At 61.1% G+C, this 20,339-nt stretch carries 23 protein-coding genes; 7 read left to right on the forward strand and 16 right to left on the reverse strand.

The annotated features are described in order from the left end of the window. The first annotated feature begins 6 nt into the window (after positions 1–6). On the forward strand, positions 7–222 hold the full coding sequence (locus FY036_RS07915) for a hypothetical protein (RefSeq protein WP_148914166.1): 216 nt from the start codon (positions 7–9) through the stop codon (positions 220–222). Positions 223–761: 539 nt separating this feature from the next. On the opposite strand, the gene FY036_RS07920 is transcribed toward FY036_RS07915, so the two are convergent. Genes FY036_RS07920 through FY036_RS07930 form a run of 3 tightly spaced genes read right to left on the reverse strand, consistent with a single transcriptional unit; the run spans position 762 to position 3,083 of the window. Then, positions 762–1,766 (reverse strand): LLM class flavin-dependent oxidoreductase, encoded by a 1,005-nt coding sequence (locus FY036_RS07920; protein WP_161601114.1) that lies wholly within the window; start codon positions 1,764–1,766, stop codon positions 762–764. A gap of 56 nt (positions 1,767–1,822) precedes the next feature. Further along, the gene (locus FY036_RS07925; protein WP_148914168.1) at positions 1,823–2,230 is read right to left on the reverse strand and encodes a DoxX family protein; all 408 of its coding nucleotides are present in this window, start codon (positions 2,228–2,230) and stop codon (positions 1,823–1,825) included. A gap of 7 nt (positions 2,231–2,237) precedes the next feature. Beyond that, positions 2,238–3,083, reverse strand: coding sequence for an SDR family oxidoreductase (locus tag FY036_RS07930; protein WP_148914169.1), 846 nt, complete (start codon positions 3,081–3,083; stop codon positions 2,238–2,240). A 116-nt stretch (positions 3,084–3,199) separates the two neighbouring features. Here FY036_RS07930 and FY036_RS07935 point away from each other — a divergent pair, with 116 nt between their 5' ends. Further along, the gene (locus tag FY036_RS07935) at positions 3,200–3,598 is read left to right on the forward strand and encodes a winged helix-turn-helix transcriptional regulator (protein WP_148914170.1); all 399 of its coding nucleotides are present in this window, start codon (positions 3,200–3,202) and stop codon (positions 3,596–3,598) included. A 189-nt stretch (positions 3,599–3,787) separates the two neighbouring features. Here the strand turns inward: FY036_RS07935 and FY036_RS07940 are convergent, their stop codons facing one another. The 13 genes from FY036_RS07940 to FY036_RS08000 are packed head-to-tail and all read right to left on the reverse strand — an operon-like array spanning position 3,788 to position 16,464. Next, positions 3,788–5,824, reverse strand: a complete 2,037-nt coding sequence (locus FY036_RS07940; protein WP_148914171.1) for a type IV secretory system conjugative DNA transfer family protein — start codon at positions 5,822–5,824, stop codon at positions 3,788–3,790. Continuing rightward, positions 5,821–6,852 (reverse strand): P-type DNA transfer ATPase VirB11, encoded by a 1,032-nt coding sequence (gene virB11 / locus FY036_RS07945; protein WP_148914172.1) that lies wholly within the window; start codon positions 6,850–6,852, stop codon positions 5,821–5,823. The genes FY036_RS07940 and virB11 overlap by 4 nt, the downstream gene beginning before the upstream one ends. Continuing rightward, a complete protein-coding gene (virB10, locus tag FY036_RS07950; protein ID WP_148914173.1) occupies positions 6,833–8,050 on the reverse strand; it encodes a type IV secretion system protein VirB10 in 1,218 nt (405 codons plus the stop codon). Before virB10 ends, virB11 begins: the two co-directional genes overlap by 20 nt. Then, positions 8,050–8,859 (reverse strand): TrbG/VirB9 family P-type conjugative transfer protein, encoded by an 810-nt coding sequence (locus FY036_RS07955; protein WP_148914174.1) that lies wholly within the window; start codon positions 8,857–8,859, stop codon positions 8,050–8,052. The genes virB10 and FY036_RS07955 overlap by 1 nt, the downstream gene beginning before the upstream one ends. Beyond that, positions 8,856–9,551, reverse strand: a complete 696-nt coding sequence (locus FY036_RS07960; protein WP_148914175.1) for a virB8 family protein — start codon at positions 9,549–9,551, stop codon at positions 8,856–8,858. The genes FY036_RS07955 and FY036_RS07960 overlap by 4 nt, the downstream gene beginning before the upstream one ends. Before the next feature lie 44 nt (positions 9,552–9,595). Then, entirely contained in the window at positions 9,596–10,606 is a 1,011-nt protein-coding gene (locus tag FY036_RS07965; RefSeq protein ID WP_148914176.1) for a type IV secretion system protein, read from the reverse strand. Positions 10,607–10,615: 9 nt separating this feature from the next. Then, positions 10,616–10,807: a hypothetical protein gene (locus FY036_RS07970; RefSeq protein ID WP_407941142.1), complete on the reverse strand. Its 192-nt coding sequence runs from the start codon at positions 10,805–10,807 to the stop codon at positions 10,616–10,618. A gap of 29 nt (positions 10,808–10,836) precedes the next feature. Beyond that, the gene (locus tag FY036_RS07975) at positions 10,837–11,535 is read right to left on the reverse strand and encodes a type IV secretion system protein (RefSeq protein ID WP_148914247.1); all 699 of its coding nucleotides are present in this window, start codon (positions 11,533–11,535) and stop codon (positions 10,837–10,839) included. 11 nt (positions 11,536–11,546) lie between these two features. After that, complete coding sequence (locus FY036_RS07980; RefSeq protein WP_148914178.1) at positions 11,547–12,611, reverse strand: lytic transglycosylase domain-containing protein; 1,065 nt, start codon at positions 12,609–12,611, stop codon at positions 11,547–11,549. Beyond that, entirely contained in the window at positions 12,608–15,022 is a 2,415-nt protein-coding gene (locus FY036_RS07985; protein ID WP_148914179.1) for a VirB4 family type IV secretion/conjugal transfer ATPase, read from the reverse strand. Before FY036_RS07985 ends, FY036_RS07980 begins: the two co-directional genes overlap by 4 nt. Positions 15,023–15,024: 2 nt before the next feature. After that, on the reverse strand, positions 15,025–15,324 hold the full coding sequence (locus FY036_RS07990; protein WP_148914180.1) for a type IV secretion system protein VirB3: 300 nt from the start codon (positions 15,322–15,324) through the stop codon (positions 15,025–15,027). A gap of 3 nt (positions 15,325–15,327) precedes the next feature. Further along, a complete protein-coding gene (locus tag FY036_RS07995; protein ID WP_148914248.1) occupies positions 15,328–15,621 on the reverse strand; it encodes a TrbC/VirB2 family protein in 294 nt (97 codons plus the stop codon). 54 nt (positions 15,622–15,675) lie between these two features. After that, positions 15,676–16,464: a lytic transglycosylase domain-containing protein gene (locus FY036_RS08000; protein WP_235897582.1), complete on the reverse strand. Its 789-nt coding sequence runs from the start codon at positions 16,462–16,464 to the stop codon at positions 15,676–15,678. 236 nt (positions 16,465–16,700) lie between these two features. Here FY036_RS08000 and FY036_RS08005 point away from each other — a divergent pair, with 236 nt between their 5' ends. The 5 genes from FY036_RS08005 to FY036_RS08025 all read left to right on the forward strand — a co-directional run bounded on the left by FY036_RS08005 (position 16,701) and on the right by FY036_RS08025 (position 20,337). Next, positions 16,701–17,303 carry a hypothetical protein gene (locus tag FY036_RS08005; RefSeq protein ID WP_148914181.1) on the forward strand — a complete coding sequence of 201 codons (603 nt, stop codon included), beginning with the start codon at positions 16,701–16,703 and terminating at the stop codon, positions 17,301–17,303. Next, a complete protein-coding gene (locus FY036_RS08010; RefSeq protein WP_148914182.1) occupies positions 17,300–17,836 on the forward strand; it encodes a thermonuclease family protein in 537 nt (178 codons plus the stop codon). Before FY036_RS08005 ends, FY036_RS08010 begins: the two co-directional genes overlap by 4 nt. Continuing rightward, positions 17,833–18,528, forward strand: coding sequence for a thermonuclease family protein (locus FY036_RS08015; protein WP_148914183.1), 696 nt, complete (start codon positions 17,833–17,835; stop codon positions 18,526–18,528). The genes FY036_RS08010 and FY036_RS08015 overlap by 4 nt, the downstream gene beginning before the upstream one ends. 21 nt (positions 18,529–18,549) lie before the next feature. After that, a complete protein-coding gene (locus FY036_RS08020; protein WP_148914184.1) occupies positions 18,550–19,035 on the forward strand; it encodes a hypothetical protein in 486 nt (161 codons plus the stop codon). A 675-nt stretch (positions 19,036–19,710) separates the two neighbouring features. After that, positions 19,711–20,337 (forward strand): response regulator, encoded by a 627-nt coding sequence (locus FY036_RS08025; protein ID WP_148914185.1) that lies wholly within the window; start codon positions 19,711–19,713, stop codon positions 20,335–20,337. Positions 20,338–20,339: the final 2 nt, after the last annotated feature.

The raw sequence follows: 20,339 nt of genomic DNA on the forward strand, positions 1-20,339 counted from the left end.
CTGGTCATGAAGAACGACTGGCGCAACAATCAGCTTCCGCCACCTGAAGGCTCAGAAGATCGACCGGATGGGTTCATCTCGATCGCGATTCTGGCTTTTGCGATCGTGGCTCCGCTCATCTATTTCGGTCCTCGGCTCGGCACGGTCGAAGCGTGGATTGTCGATCTTTATCATGCGGCCGATCGTTGGATGGCGCCCATCAGGGAGTTTGTGTTGGGCTAAGAGCGCTAGGCGCGTATGAAGGACATCCATGAAACTAAGTCGCGAGCAACTCCACGATCTGGTCTGGTGCCCATGACGGAGATTGCCCGGCAAACCGGCGTGCGCGGCCAACACATCGCTAAGGCCTGTGACGGCGCGGACGTAGCGCGTCCTTGCGCTGGCTACTGGCAGAAAGTCGAGCACGGGAAAGGCGTGACCCGCATGGCTCTCACCAATGATCGCTACGCGGCAAGCGACGTCATCACGATCGACGCTTCGGGCTGGTCAGTCTCGCAGGCAAAGCCGGAAGACGTCGCGAACGCCTTGCGCTTGATAGCCCCTTCTGTGTCAATGCCCGAAAGAGGGTTCGAAACGCTGCGCGGACCTTGCGATCCTCGATTTTTGCCAGCGCCTGCCGGGGAGCCTTCGTACGACAAAAAAGGGGTGGGAACCCGCCGGCCAGCTTTCCGGCGCTTGCCCATGCAAAGCAGACGGAGCATCAGGCCGAAGTCTGAGGGGTGTCGATTCATCTCGGAAAATAGCAAAACTCGATAGATGCCTTATCGAAGTTGTTCAGCCACCTTTGTGGCTAAGAGCTCGATCCCTTTGGCTGTCGTGGAGAAGCGTGGCGCACCGACATCGATCTGTCCGACGTAGCGCTGGGCGCCGGTGGCCTCCTTAAGCATGGAAATCTTATCGACAACCTGCTGAACCGATCCGCCAACGAAGGTCCCGGCAGGCGAAAGCATGTGCGCATAGGTCGCCGCCGGGATCGGACCGCGAAACATCCGGCGCATATACCCCGAATAATATGGGTAGAAGTCCTGCTGCGTTTCCTCAGCGGTCTCCGTGACGTGAAAATGCGAGAACAGGGAGACCTTGGCGTCTTCCTGCCTACGACCGCACTGAGCCCAGACGGCCCGATAGTACGCTGCGATGTCTGCATAGCCTTCGATGCTGCCGCCCAGCACCGGGATGACCAACGGGTAACCTGACCGGGCTGCACGAGCGACGCTGCCTTGGCTGAGAGCACCGATCGATACAGGCAGCCTGGCTTGATGCGGGCGCGGGGCGATCTCCGCATTGTGCAGAGGCGCACGGAACTTGCCGGACCAGGTTACGCGCTCATTGGAGTTCAACAACTCGAACAGCTCAAGCTTCTCGGCGAAGAGGGCGTCGTAGTCCTTCATGTCGAAGCCAAAGAGCGGAAAGTTGTCGTTGAAGGCGCCGCGCCCGAAGATGATCTCGACGCGGCCGCCCGAAACGAGGTCGGCCATGGAGAACTCCTGGAACGTCCGGACCGGATCGGCGGTGCTGAGAAGGGTCGATGCGCTGCTGAAGCGGATGCGCTTGGTCGCTGCGGCCATGCCGGAAATGAGGGTCGCTGTTGCCGAGTTGACGAAGCCCAGCCCGTGGTGCTCACCAACGCCGATTACGTCGAGACCAGCATCGTCGGCGAGCTTGGCCATATCCATGAGCTGACGAGTGCGCTCTATATATGTCGGCTTGTTGCCGGTGTGAGGATCGGCCACGATGTCGCCGAAGGTATAGATGCCGAGTTCCACGACCTGTCCTTTCGAGGAGAAGGACCGGGGCGCACCCCGATCCAATCTTGCGTTGATTAAGCGTCGATGCTGCCGCGCAGGACGGCTGGCGAGCCATAAGGCGAGGGCTTACGACGCGCACCGTTCTGGGTGAGGAACGACACCACTAGCAGCACCAGACCCACCAGCGACGGCGGCAAGCCGGCGAAGTCGGAGATGCCGATATGGGCGCCGGCTGCGAGGATCAGGTGGAAGAACATGCCGGCATAAGCCAGGTCCGACAGCGCCACGTTGAAGCGCGAGAGGATCGTCGCGGCCGCCAAAAGCTTTACCACGCCGAGGATCGGGACGATGTAGGCGGGATATCCAAAGTTGACGAACAGGCCCTGAACCATCGGCATGTTGAACAAATACATCAACCCGCCGCCGACATAGATGAGCGACAGGAGGATTGTGGCGACCCAATAAACCCATTTGATGTTCATGGCTGGACTACTTCAACCGGCCGGCCAGGATATCACGCAGGTCCCTTGGGGGACGACCGGACAGCTTTTCGACATCACCGGTCACCACGTCGAAGGCGCCAGCGGCGAAATCCTGCTGGATGCCGACAACCGCATTGATGACGAAGGCGGGCAGACCCATCTGCGCCATGCCAGCTTGCAGGGTTTCAACGGCAACCACGGCAAAGCCGATCTGGGTGCCGAGAACTTCAGAGGCCAGTGCCGCGCGTTCGGCGCCGGTGTAGTTCTTGGCACCCGTGGCATTGTAGATCGCTCCCGAATGACCTTCAGTCAGAACGATCCCGGCAGCGGCAGCGGCGACGTCGTCACGGCTCACGAAAGCCACCTTGTTCTCGGCAAAGCCGGTCAAGGCACCGGACGATGCCGATTGCTTCACTTCATCGGCGAGGGCTTCCGCATAATAGTTCATGCGCAGGATCGTCCACTGCGGTGCAGCCTTGATAAGCGCCTGCTCGCCGCGCCAGTAGCTTGCGCCAATGGCGGGTTCAGCCTGTTCGCGGGTACCGGCAGCCGACAGGAGGACGATGTGCTTTACCCCTGCCGCAACGGCAGCGGCGATCGCGGCTTCGTTCTGTGAACCGCGCATACCTGGGCGAAGATCCCCTGTAGGAATGAGGATGACTTTGTCGAGCCCGGCATAGGCCGTCGCCAAAGTTTCTGGCTTGTCGTAGTCGCCTTCGCGGCCTTCGACGCCGTCCGAGTTTTTGGGAGTGCGGGAGATGGCGACGATCTTGTGACCCTGGTTGCGGGCCTGTAATTCTCGGACGATGGCCTTGCCGAGGTTTCCGCTTGCGCCGCTGACACCGATATTCATGATTGAACCTTTCGATACGTTCCGTTAGAGCGTAGCGATATGAAGGTTCGTTAATCGTTGCGCAAGAACGCACGATTTCGAACGTCACGCACCGCGAGGTGCGCAATGGAGACAAGATGGCCAAAACCAATCTCAAGCTCGTTGAAGTCGACTATGCCTCAGAAGGCGAGGCCAACTGCAAGGCGCTTGGCCAGATTTTCGAGCGCATCGGCGACAAATGGACGATTATGGTCGTGGGTGCACTGTCGAGCGGGCCTATGCGGTTTAATGCCTTGCAGCGTGCCATTCCCGGGTTGTCTCACAAGATGCTAACAACAACCCTCCGCGGGCTGGAGCGCGACGGCCTGGTAACGCGTACGGCGTTTGCCACCATCCCGCCCCGGGTGGACTATGAATTGACCGAGCAGGGTCGTTCGCTGCACGAACCGCTGCTTACCCTGGCTTCATGGGCTCGGTCGCAGCAGAGCTACATTGAGGACGCCCGAAAAAGGTTTGATGAACGAGCCGAGGAATAGTCGATCAGAAGCGGTGCCTTCTCGCGCCGCCTTCGGATAGCTGATAGACGGCCGGTTTTGATAAGCTCACGCAGAGCAAAGCAACGACCGCAATGGGGTCGGAAGCAGTTACCCCCGACATGTTCGGTAAGACTTCCGTTCTCCTCGACAGGGACGAGGCACTACACTTTGAGTTTGGCCAATTGCTGGCTACACCCCACCAGCCTCAGTGACCTCGAGTTCGTCAGGGACGGTCGCGTCGAAAATCCGCCCCCAATTTTCTGAATCGCCGCGCGGCTTTCCGGATCTGATCGCTCCAGTTGCAAGCGTCTTCAATCGCCTCGCGGCCTTCACGAAATCCGCATCGAGCGATCTCGGCGTAGCGCCGCCCGAACGGCCTCGCGCTGGAGCCCTCCTGGCGGTAGGCACCGAGGCCGGTCCTTCGACCTTCGCGACAGGAACGTTTGAACCTAACGATCGCCTCCTGCCGGAAGGCTTCGCCACGTTCTCGGGACCGGCTTTCAGTTCCTCCGGTTTAGAAGCGTCCGTCTGTTCGCCAACATAGGCCGCGGTTGTCGCTGGCACCGGCCGGGGCGGAAGGAACTCGGTTGCCGGTACATCCGGCACATGGGCCTGTGAGAAGCTCTCCATCTCGCGGAACGGCACCGTCCGGAAGAACCGCAGCTTGTCAGCGAAGATCGGCCCCTGCCCCTCGGCCAGGATGACCATCTTGTCTCCCGGCATCTGCCGCACCTCCTGCGGCATCATGAGGTCGCGCTCCCGCAATTGCTCCATTTTGGTGCGACGGTGCAAGCCCATCAGCTCCATCGTGCGGGATTCGGTCTTGTAGCGAACCGTGCGCTTGCCCAGGGCCTTCGACACGGCCTCCGCCGTTACCTGGTCGTTGGCGCCCAGGACGAGCTGGTAACCGCAATTCCCCATCAGCGAGTGCCGGGATGTCTCGCCATAAATCTCGTCCAGGTTCTTCAGGTCCTGGATCACGAATGCCACCTTCACGTTGTATCCGGCGACGTAAGGAAGCTTGGTCGTGATCTCGCTCATCTTCTTCAACTGGCGGAACTCGTCGAGCAGGAAGTAGACCGGGATCGAGCGCTCCCCATGCTCGAGCATCAGCACGTCGAGAGTCTGCTGCACGAACAATGCGAGCAGCGGCCGTAGCAGCGTGATGTCGGTGACGTTGGGAGCCAGATAGATCGAGATTGGGCGGCGCTTCAAAGCGCGCAGGTCCATGTCAGTCACCGATGTCGCTGCCACGACGCGCTCATTGCGGAACGGCCGCAGGGCCTTCTGGATATCGAGGAGCGCAGAAGCGGCGGCGCGCTCGGACAGAGCGACGTAAGCGTTGAAGCTCTCTATCGTGAAGCGAGACAGGTAGGGTTCTCGCTCCTTGATCAGGGTCATCATCGCCTGGAGGTTTGCGCCACTGTTGAAGAATGACGTGACCTCGCCGAGGGTCCGGTGTCCTTCATAGTAGATGCTTTCATTGATGTAGCTGATTGCGCCGGCGATGAGCTGCTGGGCGGTAGCCTGCCAGATCGAATTCTCGGATTCGGTGACTTCCGGCACAAGAATGGCAGCCATGTTCTGGATGTCGGTGGTGCGTTCACCGCGGTCCGCTCTGATGAAATCTAGCGGATTGTAGCGATGCGACCTTTCCGATCCCGGCGCGAACAGGAACACCTGACTACCCTTCGATTTGCGATAACCGGCCGTGCTGCGAAAAATCTCGCCCTTCAAATCGGTGACGATCATCGAGCCTTCATGCGAAAGTGCGTTTGGAATGACGTAGCACGCGCCCTTCCCCGAGCGTGTCGGCCCGATAATCAGGTGATGCCGATCATCGTTCACGCGAAGAATCTGGCGACCGAAACGGCCGAGGATTTTGCCCTTCCTCCTGAACCATCCATCACGACGGAGCGTCGTCGCGGTCTGGAATCGGGCGTCCCCGAGGGGGCTCGCGTTCGGTCGAAGGCCTACATGGGCGACGATGCCGGCAACCAGCGCGGCTGGGAGGAGGGCACCAAGCGCCACAACGCGCAGGACGCCGCTGTCACCATAGGTCAGAAGCTGCTGAAAAGGGGCGAACGGGTTCGTCGTAATCGTCGCCTGCAAGATTCGCCCATCGCCATACAGTAACTGCAAACCAAGGCCATAGGCCAACAGCCAGACGGCAAAAGCGACGGTCAGGCAAAAGCCGAAATAGAAGACGCGGAGCGACCCGGTCATGCCGCATCTGTCCGTCCGCGAGCGAAGAAGATTTCGGAGACGCCGCGGCGGCCCCCTTCCCTGCGCAACTGGATCACGATCGGAATGACGCTCTGGATGTAGGAGATGAGATCGGCTTTCGGATAGGCGGCCGATAAGCCCGACTGCATCACCATCATGGCGAGCTGCTCGTAGGCACCAAGCGGCGTGTCGGCATGGACCGTCGACATCGAGCCGGGATGGCCCGTATTAATTGCGCGCAGAAAGGCGAACGCTTCCGATCCCCTGACTTCTCCAACGAAAAGCCGATCCGGTCGCATGCGCAGCGAGGCCTCGAGCAAGGACTGGATCGTCACATTGGCCGTTCCCTGGTCGCCACGAGAGGCGAGCAGATGCACCGCGTTTTTCTGCGGCGGGAAGAGCTCCCGCGTATCTTCCAACGTGATGATACGTTCCTGCAGGTCAACTGATTTGAGGCACGCGTTGAGGAATGTCGTCTTGCCGCTGGAGGTGCCGCCACTGATCAGGATGGACACGCGATTGATGATGGCCGTTCGAATGAAGCCGTAGATGTCCCTGGCCGAGAGCTGCTCGATCAACGTATGATCGGTCCCGCTGAGACCGCCGACGGCGACCGTCACCTGATCAAGCGATCCTTGATCGCGATAGTCGTCGAGCGTGAAGTTGCTGATGACTTGCTTGCGAATGGAAACGGCACCGCCTTCGGGCGCGGCGGGCGGTAGGACGACCTGTATTCGCTCTCCTGTCGGCAGGGCGGCGCTGAGGATCGGACTTGACCGGTTGATGAACTGGTTGGTTGTGGCCGCGACGCGCTCGCCGATGTTGACGATCTCGTCGGCGGTGAGCTCAGGTATTTCATAGTGTTCCATGTGGGCCGAGCCCATCCGCTCCACATAAACCTGGCTCGGGGAGTTGATGGAGATCTCGACGACCTGGCTGTCATCAAGAAATGGCCGCAGCGACTCAAGCGCCCGGTTCAGAAAATGGTGTTTCTGTTCGGCGGCGAAGCTAGTCGAGATTACGTTCACGACGGATCTCCCTCAGAGCCTCGGTGACGGGATCCTCGTACATGGCGGAAAAATCGAGGTCCTGGCGGACGAAGACGAAGATGCGCTCGCCTTGGCTGACGCTGATCGTCGGCGGAATTCGCAACGAATCCCCGAGCGCCTGGTTGGCCATGTCGGAGAAGGTCTGCGCGAGGGTCTCACGGGCCAGCTCTTCAGCGTTCTGCGCATCGTCGCTGTCTCTGGCCGCGGCCTCGCTGCCGTAACCGGTCAGGTAGCTGGCGCCGGCGCCGACGATCGACAGCAGAATGGCCGCGCCGAATCGCTCTTGGAACTTCTTGTCGACGCGCCCGGTCAGGCCGGCACGGCCCAGGTTGTCGGCGCCGATCGAGTTCAGCCGGACCGAGACGCCGTCATCGCGCAGCATGCGGGTCCAGACCACGAAAATTCTCGTCTGGCCGCGTGTGATTTCGGACTGGTACTCACCAATGAGCCGGGTACCGGTCGGGATCAGGATGCGCCGACCGTCGAAAGAATAGACGTCCTGAGAGACGATCGCCCTCACCTGCCCGGGAAGGTCGCTGACGATGGCCGTCTCGAGGATGCCGGGGATCAGCGTTCCCTCAGGAACGAGCGCGTCGATACGTTCGATCCTTTTTGCCTTGGCGCCGCGGTCGCCAATACTGGACGCCGCGGCCAGAAACTTGCTGCTGCGATCCTCACCGGCGACGGTCAGCCCCTCCCCCTCGTTGCCGGTCAAACTGCCTTGCCCGCCGGCGGTCGCATTGTCGACCACGACCAGTTTCGAGCGGAAGCGCTCGGGGAATTCTTCGGCCGGCGCTTCGACCGCTTCCGGCGGCGGCGGCGTACCGGGAACGGGCGGCGGTGGCACCTCGAACTCGGTCGTATCGGCCTCTTCTGCCGGAGGAGGCGGTGGGGGTGGCGGCGGAATCTGGACGATCTCCGGCGCCGGAGGTTCCGGCTCCGGCTCACCCTCGCGCACGAAGGATGGAGGACGGAACGTCGTGGTGGTGAACTCCTCGTCGCCGTCGAGCGTGTCGCGGACCGGCGGCTGCCTGCCGGCGAGAACCAGATAACCGGCAGCAATGCCCAGCAGGACCAGAACGGCGCCACCGACGAGCTGCTTACGACGAACGGCGTTGTCGGCAATAACGGGGTCGTCGCTCTGACCGAGGGCCACGAGTTCGGGGGAGCGCTTCATCAGTTTCCGCTCCGACGCCGGCGCTTGGCCTTGTCATCTTCGACTGGCCCGAGGATTGCCGGATCGGGTGCAGCGAAATCCGACTTTCTGAGATTGAAGATGCAGATCCACTGATCGCCGTCCCGCAGCGTGAACTGGGTCGCCGTTCCGTCGACGACGATGTACTCCCCTTCCCTGCGGAAGTTTCTGAGCGTTTCGGAGAAATCCGAGTTGACCGCGAAGATCGCCGGCACGCGTCGGTCGAATTTGAAGAAGGTCTTGTTGCCATCGTCGAAGACCATGAGCGGCTTCAGCCGAACATCACCGGAGAACGAATAGTCGATGTTGACGTTCGCTTTGTCGATGCCGGAGATGTTCGGCCAGGCAGCTCGTTGTTCGGCCTCCTGTCGCAAAGCAGCGTTGAGATTCTTCTCCGGGTAGTGGAAGCGGATTCCAAAAACCTTGCGGCCAGCCTCGGGCGCGAAATCATGCAGTTCGAGATAGTAGATGCGCTTGTCGGTGACGACGTTCATGTTCGTAACGACGTCCTTGGCGATCGGCTTGACGAAGAGGATGTTGCCCTTCTCGGCCGGGACGACCTGCCAACTTTCCGTGTCACCGAGCGAAATCGTTTCAAACTTCTCGTCCTCGTCGAAGATGATCATGGTCGAGATGCCGTAGGTCGCGAAAACCTGGACGACGTTGTTTTCCTGATAGGTGACACTCGTCACCCGTGCATCGAGAGAACCACCCTTCGGGGTCTGCGCGGCGAAAGCCGGCCAGAAGGAGCCGCACAGCATGAGCATCACAGCCCAGGAGCGACCCCTCATTGCGTATCTCCCGGTGTGACCGTCTCCTGATCTCGGCGGTAGGAATAGACCTGGAAGCCGAGAGGGTTCTCGAAGCGCCATTCGTTGCGGACCGGCGTGTCGGTATAGCGGAAGCGCACGACGGAGATCCAATGACGGACGATCGATTCCGTGTCGCTGCGCTCGTTGGTGGAGAACCGGACGATCGCCGTGCTGGCGTTCGGGAACGTCACGGATTTGATCTCGACGAGAACCCGCTTCAGCCGGCCATAGACCTTTGTGGGGTTCTGCGGGTTGGCGGCGCTGTAGAGAAACTGAAGTTCGCGCGCCGCCTCGTCGGCGGAAAGGAGCGCCGCGATACCAAAATTCTCGGTAATGGCGTAGGGATCGTAGCCTTCGCGGGCACGGATATAGCGCACGACGTTGGCTTGTGTGATCGCCTGCTGCTCGGTCAGGTTGGCAGGCCGTGTCAGGCCGGACTTCACCTCGATGTAGCCAGTGGTCTGGTCGACGGTGACGACATAGGGCTCGAAGCTCTTCAGAGGTAGCATAAGCACCACGGCGAGCAGGCTGAGCAGGGCGATCCCGGCAAAGACGATCGAGAAGAACCAGGCGACGCGCGCCGAGCGCTTCGCCCGCTTGATGATCTCCTGCTCCCAGATATCGCCTTGCTGGAAATAGGACCGCAGCGCGGATTCGGACTTGTCTGCCATCCCTGCCCTTTTCGTGTTGTTCGGGACCCAACATCAACCTGCCGTCACATCTGCCGCGGCGTTCCATTCGACGTGATCGCGCGCTGCATGGAGGCGCCCGCGCCATCCTGCCGTGGTGAGTGGAGTCGAGCCTGGACGCGATGGACGGCGGCCTGCGTCTGGCGGGCGGATGTTCCGATGGCGGCACGGCTCCAGAAGATTCCCCTTGCGGTCAGTTGCCGCGAACGAGGCCCGATCGGCGTCGCCAACCCGCCCGCGATGCCTTGCGCGAGGGACTGCACCTGAAGGAGAACGAAGCTGCCAGCAAGGCAGAGCATGATGAAAGCAGCAAAGTCGCTGAGCTTCAGCTCGCGATTGCCGGAAATGCTGTCGATCGTCGTCAGTTCCGGTTCCATCGCCGCGATCAGGAATGCGGCGATCACGTAAACGAACAGCGGAATGATCGCATAGAGCAACGACTGGTTCAGCCATCCCATGGCATAGCTACGGGTCACATCGAAAAAGAAGCAGGCAATGAAGATCGGCGCGGTGCCCAGCAGCACCCACAGCACGACCTTGGCTAGGACGAGAATGCCTAGCGCGATGGCAACGAACAGGCCGGCAAACACCATGATGATCATGCCGATCAAGGCCGGGAGGACGGACAGATAGCCGGCCTGCTCTGAGAAGGCCGCCGCGGCGGTGTTTGCCGTCTTCCAGATTTGCGATAGCCCATTGGTGGGTTCGCTCACACCTGTGCCGGAAGCCGCCAGGATGGCGCGGCCGGCCGCTTCCGGCACGGTCGTCAGCCAGTCATAGACAAGATCGTTGAAATTCGACCATGTGCCGACAAGCACCAGGATGACGAAGACGCGCACCAGCCTGCCGATGATCTCGGCGACGCTGAGGCGTGACGTCCCGAGGAAAAGCTGCACGCCGTAGAACAGCACGGCAAGGACAAAGAGCAGACGCAGAAGCGGCTCGAGATCCTGGCTCAGCGCCTCGTACGCGCTCTGGGAAAAATTCTCTCCCGAAGCGTCAATCCGATCCAGCAGTTCTCCAATGAAGTCGTCCACCGCCCTGCCCTATTCTTCGTCGCCAGTCGCGAAGCCCTGAATCGCCGCCAATACCGCGGCCCTGTCCGCGTTGACCGAAAACATCGGCCCGCATTCGTCGCCGGTGCTGGCAAAGCTCGACAGATTGGCCGGCCGTTTGCACGGCGCCGTCTTCTCGCGCGGCGTGCCGCATCCGCTGGCGAGAACCGCCAGCGCGAACACCAGAGCTTTCGAGATGCACTGCCGCCCTCTCATTCGTATCGCAACGCTTTTTTAGTGTTCGACATATCGGTCAGCTTGCGCTGGTTCTCGGCGTGCAACGACTGCACGCCGGCATTCAGCACGCCGATCATCTCGTTCAGCGTCAGGCCCGTCTGGACCTGGAGCTGCGTGTTCTGGTCGATCGATCCTTTGATGTCCTCGGCCTTGCCGATATCGCCGCCGGCTGTTTCGAGAGCGGACCGGCGCGTTTCAACTGCAGCTTGAGAACCAGTGATCATAGCGGAGACGCCCATCACCGTTTTCATGAGCTCCTCATAGGATTTGTCGCTGGCCAGCGAGCTGTTGTCCTTGCCCGAAAGAGAGCGCACGAGCTGCAAGCCGTTGATGAAAAGCGTGGCAGCTTCGACCACTTTGGGATCGAGTGAGCCGAAATCGGCGATCCCACCCTTCAGGATGCTGTCGAAGGACGGCATGGAGGAGACGCTAAAACCGTTGCCGATCGCGATATCCTTCAGGGGACCAGCGTCGCCCCCGCGGTCGCCGGTGACCGCCTTCAGGGTCTCCTCGACCGTTGTGAGGATTTCCTTGTTCGTATCGAGAATCTTGCCGGTCTTTTCAGCGGTATCACGTGCGACCGCGTAGTTGGTCTTGTCGATGACCGGGATATCGGCTGCTGCCGGCGCTATGCCTGCGCCGACGAACGCCAGAATTGCCAACGAGCGTTTCATGTCGATCTCCATCATTGAATATCGAGGAGCAGCTGCGCCTGCGTGTCTATACGCTGGACACATGCCCTCGCGTCGGCGTCCCAAACAAAGCCTTCGCGCCCGTCGCAGAAGCCGGTAACCGGCCTATCGTCGCCATCGTTCCCCGTCTCGTAACGGGTTGATCGGTTCGTGCCGGACAGGTCGCCGAGCGTCATGGCGTTGCTGGAATTGGTAAGATCGGCGAACGCCGTCCCGAGCAGGATCAGCCGATTGATGAGCTCGATGTTGGCGTTGCGCGCGCCCGAATTGTGATCCCAGCTGTCCTGGATCGTGCCGGAACCCATATTGCCGAGTTGTGTCAGCCAGGATGAGACATCGCCGGACCCCTCCCCGATCGCAGCCGTAAGGCCCATGGCGTTCATGGTGCTGGTCCGGGCGCCCGCATAGGCGCTGCCACCGCCATAGTTGAGCGGAATGCCCGATTTGTCGGAGCCGCCGAAGGCCGGAAGCCACTTCCGGGTTATGTTGGCGACATAGCCCTGCGTCTCCTTGAACGGCGGGATGCCGCCATATTTGTTCACGTTCCCCGCGCCGGCATTGTATGCGGCAAGCGCCAGGGAGACGTTGCCGTTGTACTTTCGAAGCTGCTGCTTGTAGTAGCGCGCGCCGCCGCGCAGGTTCTGCTCGATATTGTAGGGATCGACGCCGAGATCGCCCGCAGTGCCCGGCATTAGTTGCGCAAGGCCGACCGCGCCCACGGGGGACTTTGCGCATGGGTTGAAGCGACTTTCCTGGTAGACGAGCGCCAGGAACTGGTTTTCGTCAACGCCCTCCTCTCGCGCGATTCGGCGCACAAGGCCGGCGATCGCCGGATTGGCATTCGCCGCTGCGACAGGATCATCCTTGCGGCCCGGCCGGTACATCGAGCAGGTGACGCTCTGATTGTTGACGTAGCGCTCCTCGTCGACCGTCTCGATCTCGGCGGTTTTCCGGCCGCGATCCTCGCGATCGTCCAGCACAGTGCCGTCAATGGTGGGGATGTCGGCCAAAGCAGGCGATGCCGCAAAGAGCAGCAGGAGGGAAAGACGCCGGATCATGCTGGAACCTCCCAGCCGCAGAACGCGGGCAGCCACTTCGCCGGATCGTCACCGAGCTGCGCGCGAAGCGCTGCACATTGCTCGATCGTCTCCTTGCGGCCGGACATCACGCGAACAAGGTCCGGCATGGAGGTGAGGTCGAGCCTGGCGATGACGGAGTCGTTCCCGTGCTTGATCAGGAACGTCCGCCGCTCAGGCGGGGTATTGCGGATGAAGGCGTATTCCTTGGTGGTCAGTCCGAAGCGTCGAATGTAGCTTTCCTCATCCGCTCGCGGGTTGGGGAAGTGCAGATTGGTTGCCGACTGCTCGATCAGCGTGTGCGATTGCGGCGAACGCGCAATGTCGGCCGCCGACTGTGTGCCGAACCCGACGATCCCGTTGAGCTTTCGGATCGTCTTCATCTTGTCGACGATGTAGTTGGAAAAGACCGTATCCTGCAGAAGCTTCCAGCCCTCATCCATGAAGATGAGAACCGGCTCGCCGGTAAGCAACTCGTCCAGCCGATGATAGAGGTACATCAGCGCCGGCGTGCGCACCTCCTGATTGTCGAGGATATGCGTCATGTCGAAGCCGAAGATCCGCCGGCCGGAAAAGGACAACACGTCGCGCGGCGCATTGAACAACCAAGCCTTCTCACCCTCGAACCATGGACGCAGGCGCGACTGGAGATCGTTGGCGTCGGAACGTGATCTGCCCATCAAGAGCCCGGACAGATTGGCAAGCGTGCGCTGCTCGATTGGCTCCTGGCAAATGCGACCGATCGCCCGCTCGAGCGTATCTTCTTCTTCCTGGGAGAAGCCGCCGCCATCGGCCGGGTCGAGCATGGCCTTGAGAAGGCGATGCAGAAACTCGCGATTGGTCGCGTTGTTCTCCAGCTGCATTGGATTGAAGCCGGTCGCGATGCCAGGCTGGAGCACCTCATAGGCGCCATCGACGGCACGGATAAAGATCTCGGCGCCGCGATCCTTATCGAAGAAGACGGCTCGCGGCTCAGGCGAGATCCGGAAGGCTTGCGCAAGCAAGAAGGTCAGCGCCACGGTCTTGCCCGACCCGGTCGGGCCGGTCACGAGAAAATGGCCGATGTCGCGCTGGTGGAAATTGAACCAGTAGGGCGTCTGCGACGTCGTCTCGAGGATCGCAATCGGTAGTCCCCAGTGGTTGTCACGAACCGAACCGGTCGCGAAGTTGTGCAGCGACGAGAAGCCGGAAAAATTCGCGCTGGACAGCATGCAGGAGCGTGCGATGTAGGCGTGATTGCCCGGCAGCTGCGCCCAGTACGAGGCCTCCATGTTGAGGTCCTCGCGCAGCCAATTGATGTTCATGTCCGTGAGACATGAGCCGAGTTCGGCGACCGCCTTGTCGAGGCCGGCGAGATCCCGCGACAAGCACAACAGGCTGAAATGGTGATAGCCGAAGACAGCTTCCTGATTGAGTAGGCTGTTCAGCGCGAAATCGGTATCGGTCTCGACAGTGCTGCCCGATTCGTCCGACGCGTGGATCTGGCGCTGCAGCCGCGAAATGCGCTCCTGCGCGATCGGCTTGTCAGCAAGCGTGAACGACTGGGTGCAGATGAACTCGTGGTTCATCTGTAGGAGCCCATCGAGCATCCCCGGCCCGGAGAACGGGGGATATTCCTTGATCGACAGCATGGCGCCGAAGCGGCTTTCCGCCTCGGTCGCACCCTGTGCCTGCAACGTCCGCTTCGAGAAATACAGACGCGACGTCCCGACATAGCTGCGGATGCCCATGCGGGGCAGGCGCATCTCGCGCGCGACGCCGCAGGTGAGCAGCGCGTTGATGAAGGCGCAGGGTTCCGAGTACGGCTCGCCATCGCGGTAAGCGACGCCAAGCGGACGGGCGCCGTACTTTTGCAATTCACGCGTGACGTTCCCTACGATCTCTTCGAGTTCGTTGATGCGTTCGTGCAACCGCTGCTCAAGCACCTCTTTTCCGGAGGAGCGATCGAGCAGTCGCGAAAATCCTTCGGCGGCACCGAGCGCGCCACGCATCCCGGAACGGACGATCGTGAGGTAGAGCTCGTTTGTGAACATGCGCTTGTCGCGCAACGATGCCATATAGCGCGTGTTCAGAAGTTCGCAGAACGGGTCAGAGAAGGCTCCGCCGATCGATGGCTTGACCTCCTTGCGAATTACAGTCGACCAGAGCGAATAGCGGCTCGAGCCGAGTGCTCGGATCAGCGTGTTCTGGACGGCCGCGCGCATGTTGAGCTCGGCCTGATGCTCAGTCTGAAAGAACAGGCCATCCAGCTTGATCACCGAAAGGATCGCCCCGCTTTCGAGGCCGATAACGGTGTCTGCGACATGGCGCAGGTACGGAATGTGGTTCGACATCGGCCGCTCGCGCCGGCGCTCACGACCAAATCCCAGCTCTTCGGCGACGACGTTCAACATGATCACGGCCCGTACGAGTTGGTGCGCCAGAACAGCCGGTTCGGCGTACGAGGCGTGCGGCGGCCGACGACCTGGGCGAGATCGAGGATCCGGATATCGCGGCTGCAGAAGGCGAAGAGCGCGAGATAGATCAGTGGCGCCATCAACGCCGACCAGAAGCTTGTGCTGACCAGGAAGGCGATCAGCGTGAAGCCGACGATGATGTAGAAGGCATTCAGAGGTATGCCCCACATCATGGGCGGCCGTGTGAGGCCGATCACCAGTGGCGTCAGATGCGGCTTTTCGTCGGTGAACTCGACCATGGCTCAGTTCCCCACGGCCGCGATCATCTCGTCGACGATCGCCGGCGCGCCAAAGACGAGACCGATGCCAAGCACCACTGCGCCGGCAGTGAACCAGGAGAGGCGTCCAGCGAAGGCGAGGAAGCCGAGCGCGATCACGGCAATGATGGCGAGCAGCCGTCCGAACGGGCCGGTGATGAAATCGACGATCATCTGGACCGCGGTTTCCAGCGGCGCGAAGGCGCCAGAGGATTGCGCGAGTGCCGGCTCCGCAAACACCAGACAGATGGCCACCATCGTGGCGAAGGCTGTCGGCATCGGCACTGGCCGAGCAGCGGGCGAATTGGAAACGTCGTTCATGATTGCCTCCGGCTAAAAATGCATAACACCGCCGACCCATTGGCGGCGTTCGCGCGATGTGATGACTCCGCGGGCGGGGCTTGATCGCTGCCCATCGGCAACGTCACCCTGTTTGCTCGCAGCCGCACCGCTTCCCTCAAGGCCCATCTGGATGTTGAGGATTTCGGCGACGTACCCGATAGTTTCCTTGAACGGCGGAATGCCGCCATGCTCGCGCACGCGTCCCTCGCCAGCGTTGTAGGCGGCAGCAACGAGAAGCGGATTGCCGAACTCATCGGTCAGCTCGCGGAGGTAGCGGACCCCGCCATCGATATTCTCGCCCGGATCGCAGATATCGGTCACACCGAATCGCTCGGCTGTCGCCGGCAGAAGCTGCATCGGTCCGCGCGCGCCCTTGGGCGAATTGCGCAGCCGGTCGAGCCTGCTTTCGGCGGTCACAACCGCGACGGCGAACTCCGCGTCGACATCGTGTCGCTGCGCCGCTTCGATGACGAGGCGTGTGATCTCAGCAGGCGTTGCCGGCGACGGCCCGCACTCCGGCATCCCGGGCCGAACGCCACTATCAAAATGATTGCCATCAGGTTCGAGCCCGCCGGCATCGGATGCTGGCACGCTGATCGGCTGGGGCGCCTGGTGCTGGGGAACGATTTCACCATCCTCCCCCAGCACATAGTCGTCCGGCATCCGGGCCCAACGGGCTTCGGCAACTGTGTCGGCGGCGGACGGGACGCCATCCCCATGCCAAACTTCTCCAGCCTCTTGGCGCCGTAGAAGTTTCGATGCGTCCAGTTCGGACGCCATTGCCGCCCGGCCCGCGATAACGCACATGCTCGTGAGGATTGTCACGGCCAGGAGCGGCGCTATCGATGGTGATTTTGTTCGGCTTCCCATGGGTCCGCGTCCAAAGCCTTGTACCGGCAGATGTGAGAATGGTTAGGCGACAGAAAAAACAATGTCAATTTGATTGTGATTTTTCTTGCAATGAATGAGGAGGCAGGTCAGTGTCGAGCGCAATGACAACCTGGAGGCGACGGAAAATGAGACGAACGGCCTGGTGCCTGGCAGCGATCGGCATATGCCTGCCCGCCTATGCGGCCGGGCCGGTGGACGAAGCGTATGTCCGTTCGCTCGCGGCGCCCGGGAAGACCGTCCTGGTCATGGAATATTACGACGGCCAGGGGAAAGTGTCGGAGCGCAAAGGCTATGCGTCGGCTTCCGGGTTCGAGGCAGTGTCGCCTACTGACTTGCGAGTCGATGCGAATCTGACGGTGCACCTCTACGGGATCGAGCCGTGCAAGGGTGACATGGTCAATCGCAAGGAAGGTTTTGCTGGATCCTGCGACGATTACGCTCGCCAGGGTCTGGCGACGCTCCTTCAGTCCCCTCGTGTTATCTACTGCCGCGCCTTTGTCAGCGAGACCGGCGCGCAGGCGCAGGACGCAACCTGCTACGGCTACTACAACTATCCGGGCAGCCTCGACTCGATCGACATGTTCGAGGAGCAGCTGGTCTCGCTCGGCACTCACCGCATCACAAAGCGGCCTGACGGGACGCCGGCAAGGAGCGACCTCAAGGAAGCCGAGGACATCGGCCGCCGCGGCTATGGCATGTGGGCTGATCCACGGGTTGCGGCCGAATGAAGTCCCCTGCCCTCTTCGTGTCGCTGACTATCGGCTTGACGCCGGTAACGGCCGCGCCGCCGAAGGGTTACTTCGAACTGAAACCAGGCGTGACGCTCGAAAGCGGAGACAGCTGGCAGTACAGCGGCCGACACTTCCGGCTCTTCGGCGTGCAGGCCTGCCTGCGCGGTACAGTATACACCGATAGGTCGGGCGCTCGTCGCGACTGTGGTGAGGCGTCATTGGCCGTGTTGGCCGCCTACATCGCAGATACGCATCCGGTTTGTGCGCAGGTCGGGCGATCGGCTGGAACGGTCTTTGTGTCCTGCTACGCAACGATCGGCGCCGACCGGCTCGATCTCGCCAATCTGATGATCTCCTCGGGCTTTGCCTTCGCCTCCCTCGACGGACGCGGCCTGCCCCACCACGCGTCCTACGCTGTGGTGGAGCAGGCCGCGCGGGAAAAGAAGGTCGGGCTGTGGCAATTCGATGATGTGCAGCATCCGGCGCTCCTGCTCGGTCAGCGTGCAGCCGATGGAAGAACCTCACCATGAGGTCGGTTGCCACCAGGTCGAACGTCGCGGCGTTGCTGCTGACCGCCCTGCCCTATCCCGTCCATGGGGCCGACCTTCTGCGCGATCAGAGATCGTCCTCGGTCGCGGCAGAATCGGTCTCAGACTCGAGCCCGATCACGAAAATCTCTGGCCGGACGTCCGTCATCGATGGCAGAACGCTTTGGTTCCCAACGGGCCGGCACAAGGTGCGGCTGGCCTCGATCGACTCCTGTGAACTGCCACAGTGGGCCTACGATCCTCGCCGCCACGGCGAAAGCGCGATCCCGAAGCCGGTGCCGTGCGGGCCCCTGGCGAAGGCTTGGCTGAAGCGCAAGGTTGGCAGCGCTCAAGTGACCTGTATCGTTCGGTCACGTGATGCCGATGGTGCGCTCTTAGGCCATTGCTCGGTGCGCGGTCGCGATTTGGCGCTGGAAATGCTGCGCGTCGGTTGGGCGCGAGTGAACTCACCGGCGCCGGCCGAATATCTGACCTGGCAGAATTATGCCGTCTCTGCCCGGCACGGGATGTGGGCCACCTATGTGCTCGACATGCCTGAATGGCGACGCAAGGCGGTAGACCGAACGCCGACCAGAAGGCCTATCGCTGATTTCAACCTGCTTGCCGAACGCGAAAGCGAGATCTCACCGCCGTTCGAAGATGCGCGTAAGCGCCCGAAGCGAACAGACCGATAGGTTGATCGAGGAGATGCCCCCATGAACCGAATTATGCTGACCGCGACAGCGACAATCCTCGCCGCGGCGACGTGGACGTCAGTCCCGGGCCGCGCAGAAGCGAGCGAGTGGGGATGCGAGGTGCTCTTGTGCGCGTCATCCTCGAACCCGGCCTGGCGAGGTGTGCCGGCCTGTCACCCTCCGATGTATCGGTTGATCTCGGCGATGAAAGGCTGGGGGTTTTCCTGGCCGACCTGCCCCGAGGCCGGAACCGGCAAACCCGGTTATGAGGCCTACGACGAGTGTCCCGCGGGTTGGAGCGTTGGATCCAGCAATCAGGATCATGCCGGCCGACAGGCCGATTTATGTTTTCAGGTTCGCAACAGCTGTCCGTCAGGCTTCGGCGGTCGCGATGGTTGCGAGCAAACTGTAACGATGCCTCGTCCCTTGCGAGAAGATCCGTATTATTTCGACATCAGGGCCGACGACGGCAACGTGAATCGGCACTGGTTCAACCTGCGCCGGTAGCCATAGAGGCGCTAACAGCCCCGTCCGGTCACCTCTGCGGCTGTTCCGTCCGACGCGCAACCTTGGGCGGCGGACGCGAACCTCCCTCCATTTCATTACCGCCGCCGGGAGCCCTGCGGTCGAGAGCTTTTGCAAGGTCAGGTCTGAACGGATGCAGGGTGTGGATTGCGCGTTCTACCTCGCTCACCGACAAGACCGTCGCGTTGGAGGTCATGAGCGCCATCAGATAAAGGAGCTTGTCCCGCGCTTCCCCGGAGTTCGTGGGCTTCAAAGCGACCAACGCCTCCAGCGCCCTAATCTCACGCATTCCGTAAAATCGGACGACAGGATGGAGAAGAAGAGACCAAGGTTGACGCGAATATCTGCGCAGCCGGGCGGCTGTCGACCGCGTTCTGTAGTGCAGCGATACTACCTCTCGAATCGTACCAGTTCGACTGGTTGGCGTGAGACCCATTCAATTCTCTCCAGAACTGCCTTCCCCGCATGCAGAGAGCTGTCAATCGCTCCAGACGTTCCGAATCTTACTCTCAGCAATCAAGTTTGATTGAAAGGGGGTATCTGCCTCCCCTTTTTCGCAATGGGGATGGCATCATCCCCTTTTGTGCAGTGCGAATATGCGATCTTATGCATCGCGCTGGGCGGCGCGGGTGACTCGATTGATCGGGAGACCGAGTCGTGCATAGAGCCCTTGTCGTCGAAGACCAGAACCTGATGCGCCTGGCCCTCATGGCCGAACTGCGTGCGGGCCTGCGAGACTGCTATGTAGCCGGCGCTCAAACCCTTCCGATGGCAAAGCAGCTTCTCGATCAAGATCAGTTCGATCTCGTGATCACTGACCCGGGCTTGCCAGGGTTCGATCCAACTTCTCGTCATGATCGACTTCACGTTGTAGAGACGATCATCGAGGCCGCGCCCGGTGCCGCACATCTCGTCGTCACCGGTTCGGATGACGAGGACGAGGCATTGGCTTGCCGATTGCTCGGCGCGAGAGCCTATATCTGCAAGACGGGATTGTCGCAAGGCGAGTTGCCCCTCGTGCTCAAACAGATCGACCGGGGCGAATTCTCCATCCAGTTGTCCGATCTGGACACCGCGAAACTGGATTTGCGCTTCCCTACCCTCACTCCCCGCGAGGACGAAATCCTCGCCATGATGATGCATCGCAATACCGGTACGAAACGTCGCGCGGTGTTTCAGGAGATGGCGACCAAGGCTGGAATCAATGCCGCTAGCGCCGAAAGATACTACAAGCAGGCGCGCGCCAAGTTGTTGAAGTTGGGTCGCCTCCCCGAGGGTCTCTGACG

This window comes from Neoaquamicrobium microcysteis (assembly GCF_008180155.1).
GTDB lineage: Bacteria > Pseudomonadota > Alphaproteobacteria > Rhizobiales > Rhizobiaceae > Aerobium > Aerobium microcysteis.